Here is a 21,561-nt window from a genome sequence, read left to right as displayed (position 1 = left end):
TACTCCCCTGCTATTTAAATCACAAATGGCTCAAGTTCGCGGTTATGCCACTTTTCCCCAATACGTTCAGCTACTAAAGGTCTAACAACAAACTTGGGTGGACGGCCATCTAAAACATCAATCCGTACACATGAGTAAGGTAGTCGCTTTTGGAAATTGTAGTCATGGCGACCGACAAAAAGCATTGAATCAGCAACTTTACGAGTGGGTTTTCCGGCAATTTCTGCAAAAGTTTCTAGCAATTCAGTCCCCTCTTTTCTTTGATAGCGAGGACGATGACCACTCCCACCAGAGATAATGCAGTTGATGTGGGAGTCAGCAAATCCGGTATCAATTGTGCGGAGATATTCCAAACAGTGCGCGTGACCGTTTAAAATCAAATCGACTATTGAACGCTCTTTCACCAGGGAACCAAGGGTTTCAGCCACCTGTTCAAATACCCAGCGCAGGCGATGACGCACCGCTAAGGTTTGCGCCTGATCCCACTTGGTTGCTTCTGTGACGTAGGGGGGATGGTGGAAAAAGATGACACGTCCGCGCACCTCGGAAGTATTCCAAGACTCGATTAGCCTGCTTCGCAACCAGTCAAGTTGTTCAAAATCGATCGCAGGCATTTTGTGAGATGCTAGTTGTTTCTCAATATCGATTTTGATCTCGTTGATTTGGTCGAGTTTGGCACTAAGATCATCGAGTTGTTCAGCTTCAGTGGGTTTATCTGGATTGAGGCGATCGCATATTCCCAAAATCTGCAATTCTTCTTGATCTATCTCTTGGCGACGCTTTTCCAATTCCCGGCGGTAAATTTCCCCTTCTTGAGTTGCAGGTAGAGGCGATGGTGTATTGAAGGTGTTGGAATCTAAAGCGAAAAAGTCAATACCGCCATAACGAAAGGTGTAATAACGATTGGGTAAGCGGGTGAAGTGTCCAGGTTCGTAACGCAAACAGCGCCCTGTATCGGTCTTAGCAGTATAATGCTCATCTAAATGGTGTTCTAACTCTTCTGCCTTATAGTCCAGAAACGCCCGTGCATAAGCATCACCTTGATACGAACCATGCCAGCCGATCTCGATGTCTTTGTAGCGTAACATCCGGCGCAGTGGTAACGTAGTTCCAGCCACCCATCGATACATCAGTGGCACATCATAGTAATCATGATTACCAAGCACTGGTAGAAATGGCTGATTAAAGACCATGCGATCGTAGGAAATGCTTTTAGGATTCTCGCCACCTACTAGAAATTCCCGGTAAGGTTCGATAAAGTTTGTCCGGTAATACTCCTGGGAACCCACTACATAAATTACATCGCCTGTATGTAATACAAAACGACAATCATCGCGGTGAGGAAGCATCAGTTCCGCGACTTTTCGTTGGGGATGGTGTCCGTAATGCGACTTAGTACCTGAATCACCGATAACCATAAACGAAAATTCTGGACTATCTTCCCTGCGATCGTCCACAACCATGCAGGTTTGGTCAATTCCTCGTTGCACAATACTCGGATGCATCCACCGCACCCGTTCCTTCATTTTTTGAATTTTCACGGGAATTGGTGGATCAGAAATCAATTTCATGGCTGATAACTCTTGAATGCCTAACGCATAAGCAGATTGTAACGAAATAATAAGGGAGGTAGGAGACAGGAGAAGGGAGACAGGAGTCAAGGGTCAACAGTGCTGTTAGCGGATAGCTATGGTTTAACCCGTGCTGAGTAATAAGTCCTGAGTTATTATTCTCCCCCTGCCCCTCTGCCCCCCTGCCCCTCCGCCCCCCTGCTCTACGACTCCCCCACTCCGTACTCAAAACGCGCTAAGGCAAATTTTCTCGCAGTAATGCCCGAAAGCCTGCTTGTTGAAAATGCTCGTCAGCAGTTAAGGCTTCAGTAATTCCACTATATTCCATCACAATAAAAGATATGCAGTCAACAAATCCCCATTCTTTCTCAGGTCGTTCACGATATAGCTGGAAAGCACGTTCGTATAGTTCTTGGGAAAGGGGAACAATTTCTACCTTCGAGTCTGTTGCTAGGGAATCTAACAAGATGATTGCTGCATGGCGATGAGGTTTTTGGGATAAGGCATTGCCAATTTCTAACATCACTGCCTGTGTCGTCACTAAACGTGTTCCTGCTGCTTGTAACAGTTTAGCCAGATGTGAGGCTCGGTCATGCAAGCGATCGCTCGGTGCAGACAAGGCAATGGCAAAGGATGTATCCAGAAATACTTCAGACTGCATGGAAAGTTTACTGACCGTACAAGTACTTATTAATGTTGGTAGACCAGTCAGGCGGCCCCTCTAAATTGAGCGATCGCGCTGTTCGTAAAAATGATACCGCTTCATGTTCATCTGACGGTAATATTTCAATACTCATTTGTACACGGGTATTGGTTGGCAGTGCAATAGGTTCAGCCGGATAGAACACTTTGCCATTAAACACAGCGGCTATTTTTTTTACCATTGTCCTCAAAGAATACCTTTCGTTTATCCTAAGCTTTTTATAGCAGTACTAGTAGGTTATACGACGTACTGGTTAGTGAAGTTACTTATATTTTTATTCAACTAAATAATTAAAATAAGTCGGAATAAGAGTAAATAGATAGCCCTTTCAAGGTCTAATCTTGGTGTCTTAGTGTTTAAAGAATTGACTTTTGAACCACCAAGGCACAAAGGCACAAAGGTAAAAACATAGAATTTACCTTTAACCCTTACTCGACGTATTTCACCTAAGTCACCAACTGCACCACACCCCATTGTCCATTTGTCAACCAGGAAGAATCAGATTTTGCAACTTTTTTAACGACTTCAGATTTTAAACCTGCTGCTACTTCCGATTTAAGAGTGCGTAAAGCTACTATTGGCGCAGGTAAGTAGCAAACTATATCTGCAAATTTAGTGGTAAAATCCCAATGGCGATCGCCTAATAATCGCCGATAATTTGCATCACCTTTGACTATCATCAAACTAGCATTGGCTAACTCATTTTTGAGTGAGTCATGTATTTCCCAAAATGCTAAAGGTGATGTCCAAAAATAATCTTCAGATAATACTAAACGCCCTGATGAAATATTATCTTGTAACCTATGGGCAAAAGATACCACTTTTGGATAGCTAGTAGCATCGAGAAACTTGATTGTGTAATGTACATCTTTAATTAGGGCATCAGATACAAAAGTCGGATGAGGCTTTAAATGCAAATAAACCTGATTAGCTAAGCCGCTACTTAATAAGAAATCTACTAAACATAAATCACAGACAAGTTCAAAACCAGCATTATCTACAACAAAATCAATGCGTCCTCTAGGAGAATTGATTAATAATTCAGTAACTCGGTAGGCATCGTCTACTAATATGTGAGCTAGTTGGGTTTGAATATCAAAACGACTGCGATCGCCCTCGAATGCTGACCATAAACTCAAATCAACTCGATTTCCCCATAAAGCAAAATATAATAGTGCAACTAAAGCTGTTTGGTTTGATTCCCCCTCTAGTTGTGAATCATCCAACCATTTGTTAACTTGACTACACAGAGAGATAATCGAGTTAATAGATGCTTCTAAACCTTGAGATTTCTGTAATTTAAATGGATCGACACCTTGCCATGTACCAGGGCGAAAGTAATTAGTAATCTCTAAAATCAGTCGATAAAAATAAGTTTCGGCAAAGAACCAGGGAACATCGACCCAACGTTGACTTTTATAAGGTTCTAGATATGTATTCCAGGCGGGAAAATCTGCCCCACCATCATTTAAAAGAGGTCGTAAATATTCTGCTGACAGTTCTGTAGCCAGCCTTTCCAAGCTATTATTAATATCCGGTGAAAAATTGTTTTCACCGATAACCCGGCGTACGATCGCAGGCATCCGTTGCGTGACTGTAAACTCAGTAAAAGAACCAACTTCTGACCCCACAAGTGGCGGTGGTAGAGGTAATTTGGGGACGTGGGGCGTATTCACCACAAACTTTTCTTGCCCTCGTATTTTTAGTTATTCTAGCCTGGATGTAAAGCTGAGGTAAGAAAAGAGCAGAGGGAGCAGGGGAAGAAGAGAGGCAGGGGAGGAAGAATTACTAGACAATAACTCTTTTTCCTCGCCAGCTTCCCCAGCCTCCCCGTTCGCGTAGCGTCTCCCCCAGGAGAAGTTTGCTTGGAGGAAAACCCTCCGACGCTCAATGACTCGCTAACGCTGCGCTATGCCAACTTCTCTTCCTGCTTATCCGAACCACATTCCTTATCATTCCCCATCATTAAAAAATTAGGTGGAATTTTTCATACTCATCGTCTGCTAGCAAAATAAACTTATCAAAACTTCATACTTTTATCACAAAGAAGTCATCTTCATGTGATTTGATATTTTTGACAGGGCTGGTAGTGGAATATTCTGAGCTGTTATATGGGCATGGATAAAGAAACCACAAATACAGATTTGCAATCAACTGCTCCAGAATTACCAAGGCTAGATTCCGATTACAAAGCAGAATCTACTACAGATGTAGCATCTACGCCTAACTGGCAGAATCTATTACAAGGGGTGGCAAAAGCAACAAAAGCCTTACTTACGAATAGCAATCGCAATACTGCCATCAATCAAGCCTTAGCGATCCTGGGACAAGCTACGGCAGCACATCGGGTGTACGTTTGTGAGTATCATCCCCATCCCGTAACAAAAGAACTTGCCTTGAGTCGCCGATTTGAATGGGTACAATCGGGTATCAAACCTCAGCAGAATAACCCACTCCTACAGAACCTCAGTCAAAGTGAATTTGACTTGCAATCATGGTATCAACATTTCACTGCTGGATATTCTTTCATTGCGATCGCCTCTAATTTATCCCCATCACAGCAGCAATTTCTAGAATCTCTGCAAGTTAAATCAATTTTATTAGTACCGATTCCCGTTGAGAGTAAAATCTGGGGTTTTATCGGCTTTAGTGATTGTTACCACGAAAGAGCATGGTCGCAAGATGAAGAAGCAGCGTTGACAACAATGGCGGTGACTTTGGGTAGTATTCTAGCTTATCGTCAAACGTCAGATGTACTATATAGTGAACGCCAACAAGCCCAAGCCCAACTTGCCGAGAGTGAAGAACGATTCCGGTTGATGGTAGAAGGTAGCGAACAAGTCTTTTTCTATTTTTACGACAATGACTATATATTTCAGTACGTTTCTCCTTCAGTACATGCGGTGCTGGGCTACACTCCAGAGGAGTTAGTGGGTAATCTCTACAAGCTGGTATTCCAGAAATCATCCCAACCACTAGCTGATGATTTGACAGAGAAACGCATAGAGACTTACGCCATTCAAGCTCAACACAAAGATGGTCGATTAGTAGTGTTAGAAATTGCTGAGTCTGCGATTATTAGAAATGGTCTATTTGTAGGGATACAGGGATTTGGCCGCGATATTACTGATCGCCATCAAGCACTAGAACAATTAAAAGCGATTGCTAAACGCGATCGCCTTTTGAGAGGAATGGCAGAACGAATCCGAACTTCGCTGGATTTACAAACCATTCTCGACACCACTGTGGCAGAGGTGCGGGAGTTTCTCCAAGCAGACAGAGTATTTATTATCGACGCTAATATCCGTGGTTCTGATAGTGGAGTGATAGCTGAATCTGTTGCTGGCAATTTTCGCTCAATGCGGGAGTGGACAAACTGTGAAAACCATGCCAAAGCGATTCAATCTTACTTTGCAAATAGAAATATCGATGTAATTAACGACACAAATAAAATAGATGTTCCAGCGGCGATCGCCGAGGATTTTATCGACTTTCAAATCCGAGCCATTATCAGTGTACCAATTGTGGTTGCTGACGAGTTATATGGTTTACTAGTTGCTCATCAATGTTCCCAAGCGCGTGAGTGGAACACTGATGAGATTGGTTTACTTGAGAAGTTATCAACCCCAGTTGCGATCGCTATCCAGCAAGCAAAACTTTACGAAGAATTACAACGTCTCAATGCTGGTTTAGAGCAGCAAGTCGAGGAGCGCACTCAAGAGTTACAGCAAAAATATACTGAACTAGAAGAATTGCAGAACATTAAAGATGAGTTCCTCCAAGCTTTTTCCCATGACTTGCGAACTCCAATAATGGGCATCTTGCTAGTGATGAAGAATCTTTATAGCCTTAGCAACGGCAAATCAGCAACAATTTCTCTGGCAGTTTTAGAGCGAGTGATTCAAAGTTGCGATCGTCAGCTTCAACTGATCGAGTCACTATTAGAAGCACACTCCAGCGATGTCAAGGGATTAACAATCCAACAAGTGCCACTATCACTGCACACCTTTAGCCAAGCTATTGTCAAAGACCTAGAACCACTACTCGTGAAAAACCAAGCTACAATTACCAATCAAATTGCAGTAAATTTGCCCTTAGTAGCTGCCGATCCGCTGCATTTGAGGCGAGTGTTTGAAAATCTGATCGCTAATGCCCTCAACCATAATCCACTAGAGCTGAGTCTTACCTTAAATGCCGTAGTTGAGAATGGGATGGTTTGCTGCACAATAGCTGATAATGGCGTCGGTATAGATCGTGATCTATGCGAGCGATTATTTGATCGCTATATCAAAGGTAGTCGATCGCGAGCCACAGGTATTGGTTTAGGTTTATACCTTTGTCGGCAAATTATCACCGCTCACGGGGGACAAATTGGCGTTATTAGTCAACCGGGTGCTGGGGCAAAGTTTTGGTTTACCTTACCACTTGCGGTTGAGTCGGGGAGTCAGGGAGCAGTGGGAGCAGGGGAAGCAGGGGAAGCAGAGGAGAGAATAATTAATGACAAATAACTTCTATCTCCTATCTCCTGTCTCCTGTCTCTCGTCTCCTGTCTCCCATCTCTCATCTCCTACCTTTTCTATTCGCATATCAGCTTAGAAGCGATAGCCTAATCCTGCTTGGAAGCTCACGGCATCAGCATCACTGTTTCTGTAGGCGTCAATGCCCCATTTAGCATCACCATACGCGATGATATTTGGGCTAACTTCTGATTCAGCACCAAGAGTGATTACAGGTGCATTTTGATTGCCTAACGGAGTGTTTTGACCTTCGTCAGTTACAAAAGAATAGCCACCACCGAAGTAAACGTTAGTGTTTCGGGCTATAGGTGCATCGTAAGTAACCATAGGCATAATTGCGGCGGCATCACCACCATACAGCAGCGAACCCCGCAGTGAAAGAGGTGTCTGGGAAATGGCGTACCGTCCTTGAACATTGCCACCAAGTTGCGCTTCATCATTTCCTTGTCCACCACTAGTTGCACCAGCAGAAATACCAGCACCGATGTAGTTGCCGTTTGTGCCGATTGGTTGAACTGGTTGAGCTGAAGCAACTCCCGCAGAGAGGACAACAGAAGCAACAGCAAGTGCAGAGGCAGCTAATTTTGTAAATTTCATAGGATTCTTTTGACCAGAGTTAAGTAAAATCAATGTTCTCTAGTACTAGAATCTCTTTTTTTACAAAATGTAACCTCAGGCATTTGGGTCGCCCGACTGGCTGAATAACAATTCACCCAGTCGGGTGATCACACTTTACGTTCTAGACGGCGATCGCGGCTCAATTTTATGATTAGGCTGCTAAGACCCTTAGTGGGCATTTATGTATTAGATGTAGTTGCAACGATTTGCAAAATCAACTTCATCTCAAATCAAACGCTTCCAAAAAACTTGGCTTACTTCACCTCTATATAGGATATTACGTCATTAAAGTCTTTCCCAACAAATTTATGCTCACCAGAACCATACTCACGGCATCGACCACCATTGTTATGTTCGCATACACGTACTACTGTATCTGGTGGCACGCGTAATGAGCTTATACTGTCATTACCAACGATACTCAAGTCACCTTGGCTAGCTTTGTATATTCCTGGACTTGTAGGAAAAGATTGAGAAACTCCAGCAAAGTTCATGTGTTTGTAGACCTGAATCTGTTCAACTGATGGCGTATAGGAGAGCTTATAGATAGTGCCGCTGTAGTCGTCTGAGATTAACAAATTGCCTTGCTGATCTACTACCATATCTACGGGTCGTCCCCAGACTTGTTGGGTTGCTGTAATTAGCCAGCCGCTAACTAAATCTATCTGATCTCCTGGGATATTTGTTGTATTGTCCCAAGGAAAATAAGCTATTTTATAGCCTGTTTTTTTCTGCCGATTCCATGAACCGTGCAGCCCCACCACTGCCCCAGTAGAGTATAAGCTGGGAAACTTTGTATCTTGTAAAAAAGTTAATCCCAACGGAGCCGAATGCGCTTGGATACCCTTGGTAATTCTGTCCATTGCGTTGCAATTAACACGCCCATCAGCATTAAACTGAAAGTCGCGGTCAAACGGCATATCGTTGAAGCCATTTGGCTTGTCAGGATTGGGGTTGCAGAATGGCCAACCGTAGTTGCCACCATCTCGAACTTTTGTGAACTCTTCTGGTGGGTGGTCGTCTACATAGGATTGGATAACTTTACCGTAGTTGCCACTGCTATCGTTGAAGGGGTAGGCAATTCTGTCTCGATTATTAACAACTACCCAAAGGTCATTTGTCTCAGGCAAAAATGCCAGTCCTTCTGCGTTACGTAAGCCTTGGGCAAAAAGTCGCTGATTGGTTCCATCAGCATTGTATTGGTAAATCGCGCCCCGTCGTGGGTTACTCACAGTATCTTCTAAGCAGGCATTGCATGTAGAGGCGATGGAAACGTACAGTTTATGGTTGGCATCGAGTGCGATATTTTTCAGTTCATGACCATAAGCGCCTTTGAGTTCTTGTGTGCTGCTGTCTGGTAAACCAGTTATTACGACTTGGCGATTGTTTGCGGTTATGTCTCCAGATTTGTAGATGAAGCGGTTAATTTGATGAGTCTCAGAGATATAAACGTATGTCGTATCATCAATCTTGTGAAATACAATGTCGTGCGGTTTGCGTAGACCCGTTACGAAGTCAGAAATAATTGGGTCATTGTTGCCATTTGGCTGCACAATTAGCACTTTACCTGTACTAGGCTGCGAGACTAGAAGATCCCCATTGGGAGCAACTGCCATAAACCGCGCTTTGGGAATTCGCGCATAGACGGAGATGGCGAAGTTGGGCGGTACTTTCAAGTAACGGCTAGTATTGAAGGGCGCAGAGGTCATTGAACTAGGCACTTGAAGCTTGGTTTCAACTGACGCAGCTGGTGGGCTACCAAGCGCAGCGTTGGGAAGAACTTCGGAGGATATCACAGTAGTAAGCAGGGTGATCAAACTTACTAGCCGTGTAGATGCTATCCGTCCGAGCCACTGTTTTGGGTGTAGAGCAAACAGATCTAACATTTTGAACTTCCTTCTGATGTGGTAGTAATATTACGTAACTACATTAATTCTGAAATAAGTTGTCAAAAACTTATCTCAGCCTTCACAGCATAGTGTTGATAAGGCGTTAAGTTTATTTACCAATAATTCTGGTCGAAATGGATGATTGCAGTTAATCAGAACTTACGCACTCAGATCCCCCAACCCCTTTAAAAAGGGGGCTTTATAAATTCCCCCTTTTGAAGGGGAGCCAGCGCGGTCTTCTCTACTTTGAGGCTGCGCCAAGGAGGTTTCCACGCCACTCCCCACAACGGATAGCGCAGCGTAAAGCCTTCTCTTCTCCTATCGGAGACACTTCGTGAACGAGAGGCTTCGCCTTAAGCGAAGCCATGCCGCAGGCTTTACGGCATGGCTTCTCTACTTTGAGGCTGCGCCAACGCTGAGAGCGAGTCTTGTCTGCGACACGCTGCGCGAACGAGCGTCGAGAACCTCCGCAAGGGAGTGGCTCCCCATGAGCGACTGGCGTGGGCTAGGGGGGATCTAGGTTTCAGCCTTCAATGCGTAAGTCCTATTAATCCTGCCTCAAAAATGTTGGCAAGTCCAGATTTAGACGACTAGTATTGCAGGTCGCTAGTTTTAGCAAGTGATTTATGTTTGGTTACATCCTATTGAGGCGAAAGCTTGATGTAACTCGTATATTCACTAGTATTTAAATTTTATGTAAAAGTTTTTTTGGGAAATATACGTAAACTTAAATTTAGTATGATGTTTTACTAAAAAGTGGCGAAAAGTCAAATTTTTCACCACTAAGACAAGGGCAGCCGTGTGGGCGGGTTTCCCACGCCACTTGCCACAACGGGGGAAACCCCCGCAAGGCAGTGGTTTGACTTGAACGGACTGTCCGCACAAAGACACTAAGAAAAATACATCTTTTCTATCAGAACTTACGCACTCAGATCCCCCAACCCCCTTAAAAAGGGGGCTTTAGAAATTCCCCCCTTTTGAAGGGGAGCCAGCGCGGTCTTCTCCCAAAGGGAGAGGCTAGCGCCAAGGGGGTTTCCCCCATGAGCGACTGGCGTGGGCTAGGGGGGATATAGGTTTCAGCCTTCAGTATGTAAGTCCTATCTATTTAGACCTTGAAAGGCTACGTCTTGCCAGTTATAGATTTGAGTACTAACGCATATCCTAGCTTGCGGCTGTTGCTTTCTTTCCATTCGTGTTACTATCCACGCTGGCAATGAATGACGGTTGCTCAGAACTAGGAGTTGGCGACTCGCCTCGCAGTCCCCTGCGGCGTTGGTTTTTAGGAACTCCTCCCGCCATGCCATACTCTACGCTGCTTTTGCCATATCGAGTCGCAACTCCCAACAGTATGTGCTCTGCCATGTCTGCCAACTCTCGTTCTATTTCCAGCATTTCACGATACAACTTATCCAAGCTGGAAAGTGCACTGTTGTATGCATTTTCTCTAGTTCGCATCTTCTCAATCAGGGTTGAGAAGGCAAGTAGGGTGAGTTCATTGCCTAAATCTAAATTTGGATCAATTGAATGAACGCTAGAAGCACGACGTACTGCTCTTTTTAACACCTTAGAGGTTCTTTTTTGACGAGCCATAATATACACCTTGTAATCAATTACGGTTAATATTCTTTACCTTAAAAAACTTCCGTATCGATTAGCCTGAGAAAATTTTGGCAAATCTTCAATGGCTTTTGCTACACAGCGATGGTTTTCACGAGTGCGTGATTTACCGAAATGAGAAGGCAATCAAGCATTTTGAGTAAGCAATCAGCCTTTTTGCTTGCGGAAAACACCAAAATGAGTGCGTGATCTACTGAAATGAGAAGGCAATCAAGCATATTGAGAAGGCAATCAGCCTTTTTGCTTGCGGAAAACACCAAAATGAGTGCGTGATCTACCGAAATGAGAAAGCAATCAAGCATATTGAGTAAGCAATAAGCCTTTTTGCTAACTAAATTTGACTTTATCTATATTTTTGCGATGTAATGACCAGTTATGATTATTGTGAGGGCAAGCAATGTCTGTCTTGAAAAGTTCAGAGCGGCGGTTTCCGCCGCTCCGACTTTTCGCTACGACGGGCAACGCCTATGCAATGAGGATGAGTTTGTCTCGGTGCTGGAATTGCATGAGTATGCTGCCAGCATGAATGTGTATTTCGTGCTTTATGGTGTCACTTCGTTTGGAACGAACGCAAGGCAAGGAGAAAATCATGCTAGATGAAGCAACTCTCGAACGTCGTTTAGCAACTCTTGAACAGGAGGTCAGCGACCTGAAACGTAGAACTGATACCAACTTGACTTCTAGCAACTGGCTCGACAAACTTATTGGCTCGATTTCCGACGAATCTGCTTTTCTTGAGGCTTTGGAATATGGCCGCTCTTTTCGCGAAGCTGACAAGCCTGTTGATGAGAGTGACAAATAAGCGTGAAATACTTGCTCGACACTGATCACATTAGTTTCCTACAAAGGCGTACAGGTTCAGAATTTGCTAATTTAACTGCTCGAATTGCTCAATACTCACCCGCAGATTTTGCTTTATCCGTTGTCAGTTTCCATGAGCAAGTTCTCGGTGCTCACACTTTTATCAATCGCGCTTAGAGAAAGGCTGACGTCATTCGTGGATATACGCTACTGCTGGAAACACTTCAAGGCTTTTCAACGGCTCCAGTGCTCCCCTTCGATGCTGGAGCAATCGCAATTTTTGATGAATTACGAGTACAAAAAATTCGCGTATCGACAATAGATTTACGAATAGCCGCGATCGTGCTTTCGCGAAACTTAGTGTTGCTAACCCGGAATCTTAGTGATTTTAGTAAAGTACCAGAATTAGTAACAGAGGATTGGACGGTTTGATGTCGTTAGGTAAATTGCGTTAGCCATTAACTAAAAATTTCTTGGCAGCATCTTCATCTAAATTGTAAGCAACCCGAATAGTCTAACAACAGCTTTTCTTGAACTAAAACTAGTTAGGGCAGATTTTGAAATATTCTGCGATCGCCCTTTGGTGAGAGGATAGCTTTAGCTCAATCTTTTTGCTGCTGAGTTTGGATCGAGCTATAATCGCTGATTTTAACAGTTAAAGATTTATATCAAAGAGAGGTCTAAAATGACTGACAAAATAAAAGTTTGCTCGGTACCAGTACTATTAAATTCAGAACAACCACACGATGTATTCTCTGTTGTACTTGTAATTCGTTCTAGATGGGAGAATGGTAAAACTCTACGGGTTCGCTTCTTGGATGGAGATCCTGTAGTTCAATCTAAGGTTGAGTACATTGCTCATTAATGGAGCCAATTCGCTAACATCAAGTTTTAATTTGGGAATGATCTCGACGCAGAAATCAGAATTTCATTTCAAAGAGAGGGATCTTGGTCGAAACTTGGTACAAGTGCTTTGGAAGTGACTAATCATGATGAGCCAACAATGAACTTTGGATGGTTGAAAGCTAACACTGATGATGATGAGTAATCCAGAGTCGTACTCCATGAGTTTGGTCATGCTCTTGGTTTTACGCATGAACATAAGCATCCCCAAGCTAGGATTAGCTGAAACCGACAAGCCATTTTTGATTACTATCAGCAGACTCAAGGATGGAATCAGGAGGAAACAGAAAGAAATGTGCTGCAAGCAGAAAGTAAAGATGCTACGCAATTCTCAATATATTTTGATATTAAAAACGGAAAAATATGGCTTCAGCAGAACTTAACAGATCAGAATCCTGCTGAGGAATTAGTTAAGATGGATGTTCCCCAAGACGATATTGTTTTGGGATTGCAGGTTCCTTATAAAAGGCAGTATACGGATTACGGCGTTGCTTAAGGAGTTAGCGATATATGCACAGATGTGGTGCGTTGCGCGAGCGACAACACACTCTACTACTCTAATTTTGTTTGATTTTGTAATGATTGAAATCTTGCATTCCCCAACAACCGCCTAGGAATTCATTCCTAGGCTAATAGCAAAAGTCTTCTAAAGAAGACTGAGTTAAAGCTTGAGTTCATACTTACGTGGAGTTGTACTATGAACTGCTGCAATTGATTGCAGAGCAGGTAAGAGTGCTAAGTGCAAGTTATCAATGATAACCCAATAAAAATTATGGGCATTCTAGAGATGTGCAGTGCTACAATTCACTCCATCTCTAAGTCAATGTCACCTAACTCAAAGCAATATGCTATATCAGCGATTCAATCTTTTTTTTCCCAGCCTCGTCAACTAATTGTCATTACCCTAATTTTGGCGATCGCTCACTATGGGCTTGCAACCCTTTCCCAAGCTGTATCGTTTGAAAATTCGGCATCTGCAATTTGGCCTTCGTCAGGTTTTTTCCTGGCAATGGTTTTGTTATTGGGTTATCGCACAGGATTACCTATTTTTCTGAGTGCATTGCTCATAAATACGCTGCTATTTTACAAAGATTTACCCACGATTATTAGTATTTCTTTAGTAAATTGCATTGAGCCACTTGTAGCAGCATGGTTAATCAACCAGTTTATTCAAACACATGATCTACTTGGGCGATCGCTAAATGTGTTTAAATTTTTGCTCGTGATTATTACCAGTGCAGCAATAACTACTTGCTTTGCTGTAGTAATCTTGTGTTTGACTGGTAGCTTACCTTGGCAACTTTATGGTGCAGTTTGGCAAACCTGGTCAATGAGCGTTATTACAGGCAGATTGCTGATCACACCGATGATACTTGCATGGGCAATGCAATCTTGGCGATCTGTGCGATTCAATGCACAGTTGGTTACAGAGTTTGCTGTCATCGTAGTTTTGCTGGCAATCATTAGCAAGGCTTCATTTTGGGGTAACAATCCTGTGGAGTATATGATGATGCCACTTTTGCTCTGGTCTGCGTTTCGATTTAGAGCAACAGAGTCCACGCTATTGGTTGTGATTGTTTCGGCGATCGCTGTTTTGGGAACGGCTCATGACTTGGGATCTTTCGCTAGATCTTCGGTGAGCGAATCTTTGATGTTACTGCAATCCTTCATGTGCGTCATTGCCTTGACAACCTATTTGCTTGTATCAGTTCTCAATGAGAACCGCAAAGCAGCGTTAAAACTCAGAACAGTGAATGAGCAACTAGAGCAACGAGTGGAAGCACGCACCACTGAACTGAAGATTGCTAAAGAGGTTGCTGACAATGCGAATCAGGCAAAAAGTGAATTCCTGGCAAATATGAGCCATGAACTACGAACGCCCCTCAATGGAATCTTGGGATACGCGCAAATTCTCAGCCGTTCTAAAGCTTTACCTGAAAAAGAACTTCATGGAGTCAGCATTATTCACCAATGCGGTTCGCATTTGCTGACTTTGATCAACGACGTGCTGGACTTGTCTAAAATTGAAGCACGAAAACTAGAACTAGCCCCCACTGGATTACACTTGCCGGCATTTCTGCAAGGGGTGGTGGAAATCTGCCGGATTCGAGCGGAACAAAAAGGCATTGACTTTGTTTATCAACCCGATCCGCTGTTACCTGAAGGTGTGTTTGCAGATGAGAAGCGGTTGCGTCAGGTTTTGCTTAACTTATTGGGAAATGGTATTAAATTTACAGATAAAGGAACTGTCAGCCTGAAAGTTGCAGTTATTGAAACTGTATTAGATACTAACTATCGCCGGATCAATTTTCAAGTTCAAGATACCGGAGTTGGCATTGAACCGGAGCAAATAGATAAAATTTTTCAGGCATTTGAACAGGTAGGCGATCGCAAACGTCAAGCGGAAGGTACAGGCTTAGGACTAGCAATCAGTCAAAAGATTGTGCAGTTAATGGGTGGACAAATCCAGGTCAATAGTCAATTAGGTATCGGCAGCAATTTCTACTTTGAAGTTGATCTGGCGATCGCCACTGATTGGGCCAAGCAAACCAGCAGCACAGGTAAGCAAATCATCGGTTATGAAGGACAATCACGCCACATCATGGTGGTGGATGATCGCTGGGAGAACCGCGCCGTTTTGGTCAACTTGCTAGAACCTCTTGGTTTCACATTTACCGAAGCAGAAAACGGACAGGATGCCTTAGATAAAATGCGACGAGTTCAACCTGATCTGGTGATTACTGACCTTGCCATGCCTGTAATGAATGGTTTTGAAATGCTCAAACAAGTACGTTCTGCGGAGGATTTGCAACACTTAAAAATTTTGGTTTCTTCAGCATCAGTAGCACAAATTGATCAACAAATGGCCCTAGATGCGGGTGGTAATGACTTTCTTGCAAAGCCAGTAGAAGTCAGCGAATTGTTCCACCTATTAGAACGTTATTTAGAACTAAAGTGGAAATACGATACTACCACTGAAGATATATCACACACCGCCAATGAGCTTGTTTTTCCGTCTCAAACTGAACTTGAAAAGTTAATGGTACTGGCACAACAAGCCAACTTGAAGCGGCTGCGCGAACAAATAGAAAATCTGGTGCAGGCTGATCCGCGTCTGACTGCTTTTGCTGCACCAATTCTTCAGCTCGCTAAACAATTTAAGGCTGAGGAAATTGAAGATTTATTAAAACAACATCTGACACAGGAGAAGGGCAATGTCTAGTTCTCTTAAGATCCTAGTGGTTGATGATACTCCTGCAAACCTGGAAGTTATCTGTGAAACTCTCGGTGATGCGGGCTATGAAGTGATAACGGCCATTGATGGCGATCGCGCTCTCAGGCGGATACAAACCAATCTACCAGATTTGATTTTGCTCGATGTGCAAATGCCCGGAATCGACGGTTTTGAGACTTGTCAACGGCTGAAGGCAGATCCCACAACAGCCAATATTCCGGTAATTTTTATGACAGCGCTGTCTGATACCGACAGCAAAGTCAAGGGATTTGATCTAGGTGCAGTGGACTATGTGACTAAGCCCTTTCAAGAGCAGGAAATGCTAGCACGGGTGAAAACACAACTGCAACTATGGCAATTGACTAAGAATCTAGAACAACACATCAATGAACGAACTGCTGAATTAAAAACTGCTCTTGATCAACTACATCACTCGCAACTCCAACTTGTGCAAAGTGAAAAGATGTCGGCTTTAGGAAATCTAGTTGCAGGGGTAGCCCACGAAATCAACAATCCTGTCGGCTTCATTGCCGGAAATCTGCAACCTGCACAAGACTACGTGCAAAATCTGTTGCAACTCGTTGCACTTTACCAGCAAGAATTACCTCATCCAAGTGCAACCCTGCAAGCAGCCATTGAGGAAATGGACTTGGAATATCTGCAAGAAGACTTGCCTAAATTGCTCATCTCAATGCGAGAAGGTGTAAATCGCATTCGCAATATTAGCACTAGCTTAAGAACCTTTTCGCGGGCCGATTGCGATCGCCCGATTCCGTTCAATATTCACGAGGGCCTCGATAGCACGTTAATGATTCTCCAACATCGTCTCAAAGCCAACGAGTTTCGACCTGCTATTGAAGTGATCAAGCACTACGGTGAGATTCCTCAGATTGAATGCTATGTTGGTCAACTCAATCAAGTATTCATGAATATTCTGGCAAATGCGATCGATGCGTTAGAAGAAGTGACTCAAAAACGTAGTTTTGAAAACATCAAAACTAATCCCAATCAGATTACTATTCGTACCCAGTTAACAGATGATCCTCAACTAGTACAGCTGCGGATTCAAGATAATGGCATTGGGATGTCACAAGAAGTAAAGCAAAGAATCTTTGACCATTTATTTACGACTAAAGAGATTGGCAAAGGAACAGGATTAGGATTAGCGATCGCCTATCAAATCGTCACCGAAAAACATAACGGCTCGCTAGATGTCAACTCTACACTCGGTCAAGGTACTGAGTTTATTGTTACACTTCCCGTCAAAATTCAAGTTATCTATTAAATATGATTTACGCAAAAACTCTCTCAAACCCTCTTTGCTTCTCTGCGTTCGCCTGTCTTGAAAAGTGACGCTTTTGCGTCGCTCTAAGCAAAGCTATGCCGCAGGCTTTACGCTGCGCTAACAGATGCCTACGGCGGAAAACGACGTGATACACTTTTCGTTGCGGCAAGCCGCTCCGCATCTACGTTTTTCCGTTACTAGTGCGTAAGTCCCATTATTTCATGTTCAAATTCAGCAAACCTAGAAATTTGATAGGATTAATCAAGTGGGCGTAAGCTGTCTTTAGCAGATTTGCAAAAACACTATGGCAAAGCGTAAGAAAAGCAATCTCCAGTGGATTAAAGAAACGCTTGAACTAAAACCTGACCATCGCTGGGAATCTCCTTCAGGCTACAAGATTTTTGTCGCAGATCGGGGATCTGTTCGCTTCAATGTTCCCCAAAGTTGGATTTTAGAGCCACAAGAAAAATCGTTCAAGTTTCTCGATAAAAAACCACCTGACGATGATTGCTGCTTGGAAGTGTCTTTCAATCGTCTCCCACCCAATGACTGGAGCCAGTTTCCGCTAAAATCTACCTTGAAAAAAGCGATGGAAGACGATAGTCGCGACGTCATTGCTAGAGGAGAAATCGTTACCATCAAGCGCCAAACAGCCAGGATTGTGTGGACAGAGATAAAGTTTATCGACACTCAAGAAGAACCACGAGAAGCTTTTTCGCGGACTTGCATTGGTTTAGGGTCAAATGTTCAATGCTTGATTACATTTGATTATTGGGCAGATCAAGCTGAGCAGCTAACACCCATTTGGGATGAAGTGATCCGTAGTCTCACATTAGGGCTGTATATCCGTGATCCAATGACTGGTGTAGCTTTTCCAGATTAAACCACAAGTGTAAATTGTAAATATAAGTCAACAGTCAACAGTCAACAGTCAACAGTCAACAAATAGCTTTGTCTTCATAGGAATCCTTCTGTTATTCTTAAGCCTTCTTCTGAGTTACCAGTTGCAGCCTAGCCTTTCTCAACCCCCGACATGAATGCCAGGACGCCTTTCAGAATTCTTTTCAGCTCGGCGGAGAACTTCGCGGGTGACTACAGCAATATCACCTTCACCAAATAAGATAAAACGCAGTAAGTATTGTATGGGATTTCCCTCAACCCAGCCGAAGTAAGCATGAGGTATTTTACCTGTTTGGTCACGAATATAGAGCAGTAAAGCTGCGATCGCATTGGGTACTGCTGCGCTTTCAGCACGTAGAATGCAGTAATCACCAACTTGCACTCCTTTTACTTTGATGACATCAGCAAATTCTGAAGCATCGGATACCATAATCTCTAGAAAAAGGATTGGATCGTTAGGTGGAATATGGTTATCCTCGCGCACCTCTTTCTCTTTTAAAAAATACTCTTGGACATCGCCCTCATTTAATCGATTAGCAATCAGTCGTATTTCCCCCTGACTTTTTTCGGCAAGGAATTGGCGAGCCGTATCGTCAAATTCGATCTGCTCTACTCGCAATTCAGTTGAACGCCAAACGCGAGAAATCAGCGAGGTGAAAATGATCGCACCAATAAAGCAGCCAGCGATTCTAATCCCTTCTGGTCTTTCGATAATATTGACAACAGTTGTATATAGAAACAACAGTGTGATGGTTGCAAACAGAAGTGTTCTTTGCTTCTCTGTGCGACGGTGGGCTGATAGGGTTACAGCAAAGGCAGCTGAGGTGATCAACACAAGTACACCTGTGGCGTAAGCTCCACCTTGGGCTTCTACATTTGCCCGGAAGATAATTGTCACAACAAAGGCGATCGCTGTATAGACTAACACTAAAGGTCGCGCTAATAGTGCCCAATTGGGTGCCATGCCATAGCGTGGCAGGTAGCGAGGTACGATATTGAGCAACCCTGCCATTGCAGATGCACCTGCAAACCACAGAATCGAAATAGTACTCAGATCGTAAATTGTGCCAAAGCCATCCCCTAGATACAGATGTGCCAGATAAGCTAGAGCACGTCCGTTGGCTTTGCCTCCAGAGGCAAATTCTGCGGCTGGAATTAGTAGAGTGGTTATCAAGCTACTGGTAAGCAAAAAGAAGCTCATAATCACAGCAGCAGCCGTTAGTAGCTTGCGCGTATTCCGAATACGTCCTCTGGGATGCTCTTGAATGTCGCTGCTGCTACCTTTTACGAGAGGCATAACGGTAACGCCAGTCTCAAAGCCTGACAATCCCAGCGCTAGCTTGGGGAATAACAAGATAGCTATACCAAGTATTACAAAAGGGTTAGAATGGCGTGCGAAAAGTGCAGTCTGCCATTGAGCGATCACTGTTGAGTGAGTTAGGATCTGATACAGACCAACGCTAATCACAATGAAGTTTAACAGCAGGTAAATTGCAACTAAAAATACTGCAATACCGATCGCTTCTCGGAAACCTCTCAGGAAAACTGCGCTTAATAATGTAATTAATAATAAAGTAATGGCGATCGTTTGATCGTGAAATAAATCTGGGGTTAGGGGATTTTCGATGATATGTGCTGTGGCATCAGCAGCCGAGAGGGTAATAGTGATGATAAAGTCAGTTGCTACAAACCCAAGTAAGCACAGTACAAGTAATTTGCCTTGCCACCAGGAGAGCAAACGCTCTAACATTGCGATCGATCCTTCCCCGTGAGGACTTTCGGCAGCAATGCGCCGATAGATTGGCAATGCGCCAAAAAGCGTCAGCAAAACCAAAATCAGAGTAGCCAGAGGAGAAAGAGCGCCTGCTGCCAGTGCTGCAATACCAGGTTGATAGCCAAGAGTCGAGAAATAATCTACACCAGTCAGGCACATGACCTGCCACCAAAGATGCTGGCGATGTGGTTCTTCCTTACGGTAAGGTCCTTGCTTCTCTCGTCTGTCTTCTTCAAGTAACCAGTAGATGAACTGTTTACTAAGCCGTTTTGTTGAAACAATTGATTTAGACATTAAATACGGTTGTGTTGCAATCGGCTTGGTGATTTATTTGAAACTTCGTGGTTGATTAAAATTTTGAACTACAAAGATATAGCACTATCTATCATTTATTATTATGGGTTGAGCATCCTATTTGATTTACAAACAATAGAATTGCTCATAGTCGCTGAATTTGCGTCAAATTCTTGTCCTCTGGTTAGAAAGGCTACGGATAGACAATGAGAGCATGATCATCCAAATGCCTGTTAACAAAAAATTAATCCCTGCGAATACTCCCAGTACCCAAGCTGCGCTGAAAGGCCATTCAGACATAATCAACAATCCCCAAAATGATAGCCATAATGCCGCTGAACAGCACCCTGGGTCTGGACGCACTTGAAACGCTGTAATCACCTCAAATATACCCTCAACAAAAAAGAGAATTCCCAAGGCTAAAGTGAGGGAGAGTGCATCGCCAAAGATGTTGCTAAGCAGCAAAATCCCAGCAATTACGTATAGAATACCAATCAGTAGCTTTGACCAGAAGCTTCGTTTTCGCCAATATTGAAATGCGTGAACAATTCGGATAATACCAGCGCTCAATAAAATCTAGGAGAAGACGAATGTGATGGCAATAGTGGCAAAGAATGGTTCTGCGATCGCTCCAATGACTAGCAACCTGTTAATACACATTTACTAATATACATACATTTGAATTATTAGTATAATGTCGTAAAATAGATAGTAATATGGACAATTTTTTATAATACACTACCTGGGTTTTTACTTCCTCATTCTTTGGAAATAAAGCACTTCCTAAAAATTACTGATATTTAGTCTTATTCATTCTTTCCCTAGAGTGATGAAAAAGCGTTACATCAATTCTATAAAAGCTATTTATAGTTAGAGTAGCGGTATCTATCTTACTGCTAGTATAATTTGAAATAAATGGATTTTCTGAAAGTCAATATTAAGTGGTATTAGAGAATTAGTAGGGAATAATAATGCGATCGCGTGTGTTAAGTTAAGTAATAAAAATACTTTAGAAAAGAATAATAGCGCAAATTTACTAACTGCAAACAAAGAAATGAATCTACCTAACCTAAATCCTGAAACTATTGATCGCATCATTGAAATGGCATGGGAAGATAGAACACCTTTTGATGCTATTGAGGCTCAGTTTGGACTCCTAGAAAAAGAAGTAATTGCCTTAATGAAACATGAAATGAAAGAATCCAGTTTTCGGATGTGGCGAGAACGAGTTAATAAACGCAAAACGAAGCATCTACGTAAGCGAGGGTTTATTGCAGGTAGATTTAAGTCACAAAATCAAAAAACATGAATGTAAAAAACTCCACCCCCTTGTAAGTGGAGTTTTTGAACATGGAGGAGCCAGCTGCGTTGGCGGTCTCGACTTGAGTGGACTGTCGTGGGAACCCTCCGAAGTTCTGATGCGGCGAGCTGCACCAACGTTTAGAGGGGCGTAG

The 21,561-nt window shown here is 43.1% G+C and carries 18 protein-coding genes and 1 pseudogene; 10 read left to right on the top strand and 9 right to left on the bottom strand.

Annotated features, from left to right (window positions below; translation table 11 throughout):
* Positions 1-14: 14 nt before the first annotated feature.
* From FNW02_RS17005 to FNW02_RS16990, 4 genes are all read right to left on the bottom strand, one after another.
* The gene (locus FNW02_RS17005) at positions 15-1,571 is read right to left on the bottom strand and encodes a metallophosphoesterase family protein (RefSeq protein ID WP_191758689.1); all 1,557 of its coding nucleotides are present in this window, start codon (positions 1,569-1,571) and stop codon (positions 15-17) included.
* Positions 1,572-1,806: 235 nt separating this feature from the next.
* A complete protein-coding gene (locus tag FNW02_RS17000) occupies positions 1,807-2,232 on the bottom strand; it encodes a type II toxin-antitoxin system VapC family toxin (RefSeq protein WP_191758688.1) in 426 nt (141 codons plus the stop codon).
* 7 nt (positions 2,233-2,239) lie between these two features.
* Positions 2,240-2,455, bottom strand: a complete 216-nt coding sequence (locus tag FNW02_RS16995) for a hypothetical protein (RefSeq protein WP_191758687.1) — start codon at positions 2,453-2,455, stop codon at positions 2,240-2,242.
* A 265-nt stretch (positions 2,456-2,720) separates the two neighbouring features.
* The gene (locus tag FNW02_RS16990; RefSeq protein ID WP_191758740.1) at positions 2,721-3,950 is read right to left on the bottom strand and encodes a damage-control phosphatase ARMT1 family protein; all 1,230 of its coding nucleotides are present in this window, start codon (positions 3,948-3,950) and stop codon (positions 2,721-2,723) included.
* A gap of 441 nt (positions 3,951-4,391) precedes the next feature.
* On the opposite strand from FNW02_RS16990, the gene FNW02_RS16985 reads away from it, so the two are divergent.
* Positions 4,392-6,782, top strand: coding sequence for a GAF domain-containing protein (locus tag FNW02_RS16985; protein ID WP_191758686.1), 2,391 nt, complete (start codon positions 4,392-4,394; stop codon positions 6,780-6,782).
* 84 nt (positions 6,783-6,866) lie between these two features.
* On the opposite strand, the gene FNW02_RS16980 is transcribed toward FNW02_RS16985, so the two are convergent.
* The 3 genes from FNW02_RS16980 to FNW02_RS16970 all read right to left on the bottom strand — a co-directional run bounded on the left by FNW02_RS16980 (position 6,867) and on the right by FNW02_RS16970 (position 10,888).
* The gene (locus tag FNW02_RS16980; protein ID WP_191758685.1) at positions 6,867-7,388 is read right to left on the bottom strand and encodes an outer membrane beta-barrel protein; all 522 of its coding nucleotides are present in this window, start codon (positions 7,386-7,388) and stop codon (positions 6,867-6,869) included.
* Between the two features lie 275 nt (positions 7,389-7,663).
* Entirely contained in the window at positions 7,664-9,295 is a 1,632-nt protein-coding gene (locus tag FNW02_RS16975; protein ID WP_191758684.1) for a PQQ-dependent sugar dehydrogenase, read from the bottom strand.
* Positions 9,296-10,459: 1,164 nt separating this feature from the next.
* A complete protein-coding gene (locus FNW02_RS16970) occupies positions 10,460-10,888 on the bottom strand; it encodes a hypothetical protein (RefSeq protein ID WP_191758683.1) in 429 nt (142 codons plus the stop codon).
* A 586-nt stretch (positions 10,889-11,474) separates the two neighbouring features.
* Between FNW02_RS16970 and FNW02_RS16965 the strand changes: the two genes are divergently transcribed.
* The 8 genes and pseudogenes from FNW02_RS16965 (at position 11,475) to FNW02_RS16935 (ending at position 18,022) form a co-directional block, all read left to right on the top strand.
* Positions 11,475-11,717: a transferase hexapeptide repeat containing protein gene (locus FNW02_RS16965; protein ID WP_225225710.1), complete on the top strand. Its 243-nt coding sequence runs from the start codon at positions 11,475-11,477 to the stop codon at positions 11,715-11,717.
* 2 nt (positions 11,718-11,719) lie between these two features.
* Positions 11,720-11,893, top strand: a complete 174-nt coding sequence (locus tag FNW02_RS38735; RefSeq protein WP_225225709.1) for a type II toxin-antitoxin system VapC family toxin — start codon at positions 11,720-11,722, stop codon at positions 11,891-11,893.
* A 69-nt stretch (positions 11,894-11,962) separates the two neighbouring features.
* Positions 11,963-12,148: a type II toxin-antitoxin system VapC family toxin gene (locus FNW02_RS38730; RefSeq protein ID WP_225225708.1), complete on the top strand. Its 186-nt coding sequence runs from the start codon at positions 11,963-11,965 to the stop codon at positions 12,146-12,148.
* A gap of 253 nt (positions 12,149-12,401) precedes the next feature.
* Positions 12,402-12,581: a hypothetical protein gene (locus FNW02_RS16955; protein ID WP_191758682.1), complete on the top strand. Its 180-nt coding sequence runs from the start codon at positions 12,402-12,404 to the stop codon at positions 12,579-12,581.
* 318 nt (positions 12,582-12,899) lie between these two features.
* Positions 12,900-13,115, top strand: a pseudogene (locus tag FNW02_RS16950) (element excision factor XisI family protein); the annotation flags it as partial.
* Between the two features lie 243 nt (positions 13,116-13,358).
* A complete protein-coding gene (locus FNW02_RS16945; protein ID WP_348535406.1) occupies positions 13,359-15,842 on the top strand; it encodes an MASE1 domain-containing protein in 2,484 nt (827 codons plus the stop codon).
* Positions 15,835-17,139, top strand: coding sequence for a sensor histidine kinase (locus FNW02_RS16940; RefSeq protein WP_191758681.1), 1,305 nt, complete (start codon positions 15,835-15,837; stop codon positions 17,137-17,139). The genes FNW02_RS16945 and FNW02_RS16940 overlap by 8 nt, the downstream gene beginning before the upstream one ends.
* A 304-nt stretch (positions 17,140-17,443) precedes the next feature.
* Positions 17,444-18,022 (top strand): hypothetical protein, encoded by a 579-nt coding sequence (locus FNW02_RS16935; RefSeq protein WP_191758680.1) that lies wholly within the window; start codon positions 17,444-17,446, stop codon positions 18,020-18,022.
* 138 nt (positions 18,023-18,160) lie between these two features.
* On the opposite strand, the gene FNW02_RS16930 is transcribed toward FNW02_RS16935, so the two are convergent.
* Together FNW02_RS16930 and FNW02_RS16925 are read right to left on the bottom strand one after the other, a co-directional pair.
* Positions 18,161-20,107 carry an APC family permease gene (locus tag FNW02_RS16930; RefSeq protein ID WP_191758679.1) on the bottom strand — a complete coding sequence of 649 codons (1,947 nt, stop codon included), beginning with the start codon at positions 20,105-20,107 and terminating at the stop codon, positions 18,161-18,163.
* 165 nt (positions 20,108-20,272) lie between these two features.
* Positions 20,273-20,677, bottom strand: a complete 405-nt coding sequence (locus tag FNW02_RS16925) for an HdeD family acid-resistance protein (RefSeq protein ID WP_225225707.1) — start codon at positions 20,675-20,677, stop codon at positions 20,273-20,275.
* A 484-nt stretch (positions 20,678-21,161) separates the two neighbouring features.
* Between FNW02_RS16925 and FNW02_RS16920 the strand changes: the two genes are divergently transcribed.
* Positions 21,162-21,416, top strand: coding sequence for a TIGR03643 family protein (locus FNW02_RS16920; RefSeq protein WP_191758678.1), 255 nt, complete (start codon positions 21,162-21,164; stop codon positions 21,414-21,416).
* Positions 21,417-21,561 lie beyond the last annotated feature (145 nt).

The organism is Komarekiella delphini-convector SJRDD-AB1, from assembly GCF_014831675.1.
Classification (GTDB): Bacteria; Cyanobacteriota; Cyanobacteriia; order Cyanobacteriales; family Nostocaceae; genus Komarekiella.
Note: the sequence above shows the minus strand (reverse complement) of the source record. Positions and strands in the feature narration are given on the sequence as shown.